This window comes from Fusicatenibacter saccharivorans, from assembly GCF_015557635.1.
Lineage (GTDB): Bacteria > Bacillota > Clostridia > Lachnospirales > Lachnospiraceae > Fusicatenibacter > Fusicatenibacter saccharivorans.
Map to the genome: position 1 here is coordinate 92,717 of NZ_JADNOP010000015.1, position 8,275 is coordinate 100,991.

Here is an 8,275-nt window from a genome sequence, read left to right on the forward strand (position 1 = left end):
AAAAATACAAAATTCTGCATATTGATTGCAGGATTTTTTAATTCGTGCTACACTGTTTTTATTGTACCAATAAGCACTTATTTTATTAGGAGGTTCTGTCATGCCCGTTTTTGATTTCAGCAATTCCCCGGAAAAAGCAAAAGTTTCCGAATGTACGTATACTGTTTTCCGCACAAATGCACCGTTTACTTCTCCGGATCAGCCGATCCTAATTCTGGATACAAAAGAGAAGGCTTTCCCGCATCATCCCTGTGGTATTTTCACAAACCCATCCAAACGGACCTCGTTTGAATTTAAAAACGAAGAAGAAACCTTCATCGCCGATATTCTCCAGATTGATGCCCGTTTTGTCAGCCTTTTAAAATGGCTCGGTGAAAACCATATCAATGTCCGCCTTTCCGGCACACAAACATCCGACGGTTATGCAGTTTACAAAATCCGCGAGATCGCTTTCGGTGGCGGCGCAAAGCTTTCGGCTGAGGATGGATTTTTACAGTTTATGATTGAGCGTCTCCTCGCCAGCAATGCACCGGAAGAAGAAGTTGAGGATGAGGATCAGGAGGAAACCGGTGACAGCATGAAGCTCACCAGCATCCAATCCATCACTGATTTTATGAACTGTGCCGGAAGAACGCTGCCGGATAATATCCGCCTTTGGGCTCGTCGAAACCTCGCTGTTGCCCGTTCCCACGAAGTCTCTCCCGAAGAACGTCGTCACGCGCAGCGCGCCCTCTCCATGATGATGAATATTCAATGGAAAAGCAACTATTTTGAAGCCATTGATCCAGTGGAAGCACGCCGGATCCTCGATGAAGAACTGTATGGCATGGAACGTGTGAAGCAGAGAATTATCGAAACCATCATTCAGATTAACCGGACTCATACGCTGCCGGCCTATGGTCTGTTACTGATCGGTCCTGCCGGAACCGGAAAATCGCAGATTGCTTATGCCGTTGCGCGTATCTTAAAATTACCGTGGACAACACTCGATATGAGTTCGATTAATGACCCGGAACAGCTGACCGGAAGTTCCCGCATCTACGCAAACGCAAAACCGGGAATCATCATGGATGCTTTTTCCATGGCTGGTGAATCCAACCTCGTCTTTATCATCAATGAGCTCGACAAGGCTGCCTCCGGCAAAGGAAACGGAAACCCGGCAGATGTTCTGCTGACCCTTCTTGATAATCTTGGTTTTACCGATAACTATATCGAATGTATGATCCCGACCGTCGGTGTATACCCGATTGCAACCGCAAACGACAAGGACCAGATCAGTGCTCCGCTGATGTCCCGCTTCGCTGTGATTGAAATTCCGGATTACACACCGGAAGAAAAGAAAATCATTTTCTCCCGCTATGCACTTCCAAAGGTGTTAAAACGTATCGGTATGAAAGAAAAGGAATGCATTCTGACGCCGGAAGGACTCGATGCCGTAATCTCCTGCCACGAAAACACAAGCGGTATTCGTGATCTTGAGCAGGCTGCTGAGCATATCGCAGCAAATGCGTTATATCAGATAGAAGTCAACCATGTTTCCTCTGTTACCTTTGATGCAGAAATGGTACGTGAACTGCTCTTGTCCTGCTGATCTGCCTTATTTTCTATTTTGAAGGCGTATCAAGGTACGGCGAAAACCAGTGACGCAACAATTCACGCTCTGTGGTGCTGAAATTTTTTGCATTATTTTGGGGTGTGCTGTAAAATAGTTTCCTGTCCCATCAGTCTGTACTTTCGGGCAGGGAACTATTTTATTTCTCCAGATATTTTCATAAAAGAAAGCCCCTGACACTTTCATGCCAGGGGCTTCCTTTCGGTCAATTCAGAAAATTTATTTCTGCGGACCAGCGGAAACAAGTGCTTTACCAGCAGCGTTTCCTTCATATTTTGCAAAGTTCTTGATGAATCTTTCAGCCAGATCCAGTGCTTTGGTCTCCCACTCGGAAGCATCAGCATAGGTATCGCGAGGATCCAGGATAGCCGGATCAACGCCCGGAAGTTCAGTCGGAACTTCGAAGTTGAAGTACGGAATAGTCTTCGTCGGAGCTTCGTTGATAGCACCGCTTAAGATTGCATCGATGATTCCACGGGTATCACGGATGGAGATACGTTTTCCGGTTCCGTTCCAGCCTGTGTTAACCAGGTATGCTTTTGCTCCGCTCTTCTCCATTTTCTTAACAAGCTCTTCTGCATATTTGGTTGGGTGCAGCTCCAGGAATGCCTGGCCGAAGCATGCAGAGAAGGTAGGAGTCGGCTCGGTAATTCCGCGCTCGGTTCCTGCAAGTTTTGCAGTAAATCCGGACAGGAAGTAGTACTGAGTCTGCTCTGGTGTCAGAATAGATACTGGCGGAAGTACGCCGAATGCATCTGCGGACAGGAAAATAACATTCTTAGCTGCCGGTGCAGAAGAAATCGGGCGAACGATGTTCTCAATGTGGTTGATCGGATAAGATACACGAGTATTCTCGGTTACGCTCTTATCATTGAAGTCAATTTTGCCTTCCGCATCAACAGTAACGTTCTCAAGCAGAGCGTCACGTCTGATTGCATTGTAGATGTCCGGCTCAGACTCTTTGTCCAGGTTGATAACTTTTGCATAGCAGCCGCCCTCGAAGTTGAATACTCCGTTGTCGTCCCAGCCGTGCTCGTCATCACCGATCAGAAGACGTTTCGGGTCTGTGGAAAGTGTTGTTTTTCCTGTTCCGGAAAGTCCAAAGAAGATTGCAGTATTCTCACCGTTCAGGTCTGTGTTTGCAGAGCAGTGCATGGAAGCGATGCCTTTCAGCGGCAGATAGTAGTTCATCATGGAGAACATACCTTTCTTCATCTCTCCGCCGTACCATGTGTTGATGATAACCTGCTCACGGCTTGTGATGTTGAATACTACTGCTGTCTCAGAGTTCAGACCCAGCTCTTTGTAGTTCTCAACCTTTGCTTTGGATGCGTTGTATACAACGAAATCCGGCTCGAAGTTCTCAAGCTCTTCTGCTGTAGGTTTGATGAACATGTTAGTTACGAAATGTGCCTGCCAAGCTACCTCAACGATGAAGCGGATAGCCATACGGGTATCTTTATTTGCACCGCAGAATGCATCTACAACGAACAGTCTTTTGTTGGAGAGCTCTTTTTTTGCGATCTCTTTTACTGCTGCCCATGCTTCCTGGGTTGCCGGATGGTTATCGTTTTTGTACTCATCGGAAGTCCACCATACAGTATCTTTCGAATTCTCGTCCACAACGATGTATTTGTCTTTCGGTGAACGGCCTGTATAGATACCGGTCATAACGTTAACTGCACCAAGCTCTGTCTCCCGGCCTTTTTCATAGCCTTCCAGCTCTGGTTTTGTCTCTTCCTCAAATAACTGCTCATAAGAAGGGTTGTACACAATTTCTGTGGTACCGGTGATGCCATACTTTGTTAAATCGATCTGTGCCATCTTGTAATTAACCTCTTTCCTTTGATAGTAATACTGCTTCATTCTGCAAAATGCAGAAATTTGAAGGTATCCTTTTTAAGAAACCGGACCAGCCGGCCTCTTCTACTCTAATTATACATAAAAGGCCAAAAAAATCAACTGAAAATCTTCCGTTTTTTTACAGAACGTGTCCCAAAATCTGTAAAAATTTTATAAACTTCGATTTTTCGAAATTTTCTGACAATTGCACTTTTGTACACTTCATCCTGCAAATTGACATTTTTTGATTTTTTATGTTATAATATTAATAATTATGTTCGGAAAGAAGTTTCTTTATGTATTACGATCTGACCCGCGGGAAAATCTCCCGCTCTCTTATCCTGTTTGCCCTGCCGATGATCGCAGGAAATCTGTTGCAGCAGTTTTACAACATTGCCGACACCCTGATCGTCGGACGCGTTCTCGGAAGCAATGCGCTCGCCGCCGTCGGCTCCTCCTATACGCTGATGACGTTTCTGACTTCCATTTTTCTCGGCCTGTCGATGGGCGCCGGTGCGCTCTTTTCGATTTATCAGGGACGAAAAGATCTTTCTTCTTTAAAACTTTCGATTCTCCACGCGTTTCTGCTGATCCTTGCCGTTACGCTCGTGCTGAATCTCGCTGTTTATGCAGGCATCGAGCCGATCCTTACGTTTCTTCGCGTCCCGGATGAAGTCCGTCCCGGCATGCGGACGTATCTTCTGATTATCTTTGCCGGCCTTATTGCAACATCCGTATACAATTTCTTTTCCTGTATGCTGCGCGCGCTCGGAAACTCTTCTGTGCCGCTGATTTTTCTCGCTGTCTCTGCTGTGCTGAACATTGCACTGGATCTGCTCTTTGTCGCTGTACTGCCGTTCGGCATCGCAGGCGCGGCGCTCGCTACGGTTCTTGCGCAGTATGTGTCCGCCGTCGGTATTCTGCTCTATGTGCTGCTCCGCTGCCGCATGTGGCTGCCGTCAAAAAAAGAATGGCGTTTCAGCCATTCCATTTTAAAAGAGATTCTGAATCTTTCTTCGATGACCTGCATTCAGCAGTCGGTCATGAATTTCGGCATTCTGATGGTACAGGGGCTCGTCAACAGCTTCGGTCCGGCGGTCATGGCGGCATTTGCGGCCGCGGTGAAAATTGATACCTTTGCCTATCTGCCGGTGCAGGATTTCGGAAATGCCTACTCCACTTTTACCGCACAGAATTACGGGGCCGGAAATCACGAGCGGATCCGGCGCGGCACGAAAGATGCTTTTGCACTGAGCGCTGCTTTTTCCATCGTCATTTCTCTGCTTGTCAATCTGTTCGCGCATCCGCTGATGCAGATTTTCGTGAAAGCATCAGAAATGGAGGTCATCGCGATCGGCGTACAGTACCTGCGGCTGGAAGGCTCGTTCTATCTCGGCATCGGATGGCTGTTTCTGCTGTACGGGTATTACCGCGCTGTCAAACGCGCCGAGATGTCGGTTGTTCTGACCGTCATTTCGCTTGGCATGCGTGTGGCGCTGGCATACCTTTTCTCCGCCACGGCGCTTGGCGTTGCCGGAATCTGGATCGCCATTCCGATCGGCTGGGCACTGGCTGATATGACCGGACTTTTCTTCCTGCGGCGTGCATTCCGATCGCAGAAGCCTGCATAAGTTCCGAATCTTATATCGCAGTACGGTTTTCTGCGGATAAACTACGGAACTGCCCCGGCGTCTGGTGCATGCGTTCCTGGAAGACGCGGTTAAAATAGCTGATATTTCGGAATCCGCAGTCGCTCGCAATCTTGCTGATCGCCTCCTCGGTGGAAAGCAGCAGCCGGCAGCTCTCGGCAATCCGCAGGTTATTGACATACGTCACGGCGGAAATATGCATAATCGACTTAAAGAAGCGGCAGAAAGCGCTCTCACTCATATGAAACTGGCTCGCCAGTTCCGCGATTTCGAGATCCTCACAGAAATGAGCATTCATGTATGTGAGGATCTCTTTCATTCTGCTGACACGGTAATTCGTCGAGGCATCCGTTTTTCCGCCGTTCTTTTCTGCCGCACTGTAATATCCCTGCCAGATTTTCAGAAGTTCCGCTTTTAACAGCAGCTCCCAGCCCGGTTCTTTTCTTTCCTGCAGATTTCGGATCTCCTGCATGGCCTGTGCCGTTTTTTCTGCAAGGCGTGTCCCCCGCTCTGTCTTGGATGGAAAACGGATCTCGGAGGACAGCACTGGTTCGATATACTGCTGCTGGATTCGGTCAAGCGATGTGCCGGACAGAAAACGCGGCTGGAATACAACGGCAAGAAACGTAAATTCCTGTCCGTCGATTCCCTCTACCTCATGCAGACGGTTTGCATTGACAAAGGCGGTCTCCCCTTCCCGCAGGAGAAAGGTCTCGGTATCCATATGAAAAACAGCTTCGCCCTTTACTGCATAAAAGAGCTCCACTTCCTCATGCCAGTGGCAGTACACCCGCACGGTACTCTGCAGGTCTGTCTCGAAAACGTGAATGCTCAGCGGAAAAAGCTCATCACCGTGGGGCTGTGTTTCTTTTCGGTAATTCATCTGTGAGAGCATATTTTTGTCTCCTCTCTTGTTTTGCTCTGCTGTCCCAATTGTAACACGAACTTTGCGATTCCGGCAAGTTTCCATGTTCTGCCGGCGAATCGCCCTTCCATGACCGTATTTTTCCTTCTTAAATGATAATAATTATCATATTTTATCAGCTTATTGACATTTCTTTTCATCCGCGCTATATTTTAGATACCCCGATAGGGTATGTGATTTCAAATTTTTCATCAAACACCAGGAATACAGTCCGGCACGCTTTCGTTTCGCTGTATTCCCGGAAGAAAGCAGGTATTGTATGATTAAAACAGTCTTAAAAATTGATGGTATGATGTGCGGCATGTGCGAATCCCATATGAATGATGTAGTCCGCAAAAGCTGCTCTCCAAAGAAAGTAAACTCTTCTGCAAAAAATGGCGAGACCGTTGTCATCAGCGAAGCACCGCTCGATATTCCGTATCTGAAACAGCAGATCAAGGACATCGGATATGAGCTGGTTTCGTATACGAGTGAGCCGTATGAGAAAAAGGGATTTTTCCATTTCGGACGATAAGCGGATTTCATGCCTTTCCTTTTGCAGTTTGTGCGTCGGAAAAAAGCACCGTTTCAGAAATTTATTTCCTTTTGGAAATCTGCCTCTGAAACGGTGTTTTCTATTTTTTATCTATGATTTGATCAGCCGCAGCAGCATCCGCAGGACGGCGGCGTTTCTTTCTCCTCTTTTTTCGGAGATTCTGCGCCCAGATCGTACCAGGTCGGGTCGATGTCGAATCTGCGGTTGTTTCCAAGATAGATCGGATGGGTCGGGTCTGAGGACAGGTAGGCGCGCTCGGTCGAAACCTTCCACTGTGCATCCCAGTCAATCTTCGGAAGTGCCAGATCGTAGTGTGTGCTGGCGCGGAAGCCGTCTTCCTCTCCCTCAATTCTTCCCTGGCGGATGATGGCTGCAAAATCTGTGTGATGTGCAAATGCCGGGATCTGGTACAGATCTTTTAAGTAATCCGAAACATTTTTCAGATCCTGCACACGGTATTTCACCGGTCCGAGGTAACGGGAATATAAGAGGTCAAAGCGCACAAGGGTAACATAAAGCGCTGCGTCTGCCTCGGTCACAAAGTCTCCTGCCAGGAAACGGGTGGCTCCAAGTGCTGTTTCGAGCTCTTCGAGGGCTCCGTAGAACTGTTTTGCACTTTCTATGTACTGTGCCAGTTCTACGGCATTCAGCATCGTATCCAGCGGCTCGGCGATCTTTTTCTTTACTTCTTCAGCGGCTGCTGTGGACGATTTTGCATTTGCTGTTGGTGACAGCTCCGGTCCGTCCGGCAGTTCGCGGATTTCGGCAAGAATCGTCTGATAATCTTCTTCTCTAGTATCAGCCAGCGGCGGAAGGCTTGCCGGATCTTTCTTCATCGGCAGTTCCTCCTCGGTATATTTTGCAAATTCTGTGCTTGGGATGGCGTGAATCTTCGCATAGATTGCGGCATCCTCACGGTTCTTTTCTGTTTCAACATCTGCATCGCTGCGTGCGGTTCCGGCATCGGTCTCTGCTTTCAGTTTGTGCTCCGGATCACTCGATAAAGCAGAACGATCGTCCACATTACCCCAGAACTGTGCAAAATCGAGCTGTTTTAAGAAGCGGACATTGAAGCTTCGCTCCACACTTCCCTTGGCGTCTGCCGGCGGCACGGCAAAATCTGCAAAGAAGGTATTATTTTTGAATGCCGGGATCTCCCACAACTCTTTTGCGTAGCCCCACAGGTTTTTGTAAGTGTAGAGCGGATGCTTCGTCTCGCCGAGCTGTGCGGTATAGCGGATGTCCAGACGGGCAAGTGTCACGTACAGGCGGATATCGGATCTTCCAGGCCCTCCAGCTCTCTTACGATCGCCGCGCGGTTGGACCAGTGGCACAGCTTTGCCCAGACGAGACAGTATCTCTTATTACCTTCTGCCTTCAGATCGTTTTCACCGTCGCCGAACGGAGTCGTGAAGTGATTCGGCTGTCTGCGGAAATAGCCGTTTTTGTCGATCTCCGATACGGTTTCTTTTGGTCTTACGCGGATTTTAATTCGCCATTGATTTTCTGCCTCTCTTTCGCATGTTCTATCGAATGAATTTTCAAATAGGAAAGCTTTTGTTTTCCTATTATTTCGCTATGTTTTCTATGCAGTTATCATACTATATCTGTCTGGTTACGTCTAATTGCTAATTCTTTGGAGTGGCTATAGGATTTTCTTATAGTAAAAGGCCAGTGCCGCATTCTCTGCAAATGAGCACTGGCCTTGTTTT

Annotated in this window: 6 protein-coding genes; 3 read left to right on the top strand and 3 right to left on the bottom strand. The window is 47.8% G+C overall.

What is annotated here, in order from left to right; translation table 11 throughout:
- Positions 1 to 100 precede the first annotated feature (100 nt).
- A complete protein-coding gene (locus I2G42_RS12945; RefSeq protein ID WP_055228411.1) occupies positions 101 to 1,591 on the top strand; it encodes an AAA family ATPase in 1,491 nt (496 codons plus the stop codon).
- Positions 1,592 to 1,831: 240 nt separating this feature from the next.
- Here I2G42_RS12945 and pckA read toward each other — a convergent pair whose 3' ends face one another.
- The gene (gene pckA, locus I2G42_RS12950) at positions 1,832 to 3,436 is read right to left on the bottom strand and encodes a phosphoenolpyruvate carboxykinase (ATP) (RefSeq protein WP_022461055.1); all 1,605 of its coding nucleotides are present in this window, start codon (positions 3,434 to 3,436) and stop codon (positions 1,832 to 1,834) included.
- Between the two features lie 314 nt (positions 3,437 to 3,750).
- Here pckA and I2G42_RS12955 point away from each other — a divergent pair, with 314 nt between their 5' ends.
- Complete coding sequence (locus tag I2G42_RS12955) at positions 3,751 to 5,085, top strand: MATE family efflux transporter (RefSeq protein ID WP_022461056.1); 1,335 nt, start codon at positions 3,751 to 3,753, stop codon at positions 5,083 to 5,085.
- Between the two features lie 10 nt (positions 5,086 to 5,095).
- Here the strand turns inward: I2G42_RS12955 and I2G42_RS12960 are convergent, their stop codons facing one another.
- The gene (locus I2G42_RS12960; protein ID WP_055228413.1) at positions 5,096 to 5,998 is read right to left on the bottom strand and encodes an AraC family transcriptional regulator; all 903 of its coding nucleotides are present in this window, start codon (positions 5,996 to 5,998) and stop codon (positions 5,096 to 5,098) included.
- A gap of 289 nt (positions 5,999 to 6,287) precedes the next feature.
- On the opposite strand from I2G42_RS12960, the gene I2G42_RS12965 reads away from it, so the two are divergent.
- Complete coding sequence (locus I2G42_RS12965; RefSeq protein WP_022461058.1) at positions 6,288 to 6,542, top strand: heavy-metal-associated domain-containing protein; 255 nt, start codon at positions 6,288 to 6,290, stop codon at positions 6,540 to 6,542.
- A 122-nt stretch (positions 6,543 to 6,664) separates the two neighbouring features.
- Here the strand turns inward: I2G42_RS12965 and I2G42_RS16730 are convergent, their stop codons facing one another.
- Positions 6,665 to 7,897 (bottom strand): glutathione S-transferase C-terminal domain-containing protein, encoded by a 1,233-nt coding sequence (locus tag I2G42_RS16730; protein WP_207643439.1) that lies wholly within the window; start codon positions 7,895 to 7,897, stop codon positions 6,665 to 6,667.
- Positions 7,898 to 8,275 lie beyond the last annotated feature (378 nt).

What these genes read in the sequence shown, in the direction of transcription:
- I2G42_RS12945 (WP_055228411.1), top strand. Translation starts at nt 101, where the DNA reads ATGCCCGTTTTTGATTTCAGCAATTCCCCGGAAAAAGCAAAAGTTTCC.
- pckA (WP_022461055.1), bottom strand. Translation starts at nt 3,436, where the DNA reads ATGGCACAGATCGATTTAACAAAGTATGGCATCACCGGTACCACAGAA.
- I2G42_RS12955 (WP_022461056.1), top strand. Translation starts at nt 3,751, where the DNA reads ATGTATTACGATCTGACCCGCGGGAAAATCTCCCGCTCTCTTATCCTG.
- I2G42_RS12960 (WP_055228413.1), bottom strand. Translation starts at nt 5,998, where the DNA reads ATGCTCTCACAGATGAATTACCGAAAAGAAACACAGCCCCACGGTGAT.
- I2G42_RS12965 (WP_022461058.1), top strand. Translation starts at nt 6,288, where the DNA reads ATGATTAAAACAGTCTTAAAAATTGATGGTATGATGTGCGGCATGTGC.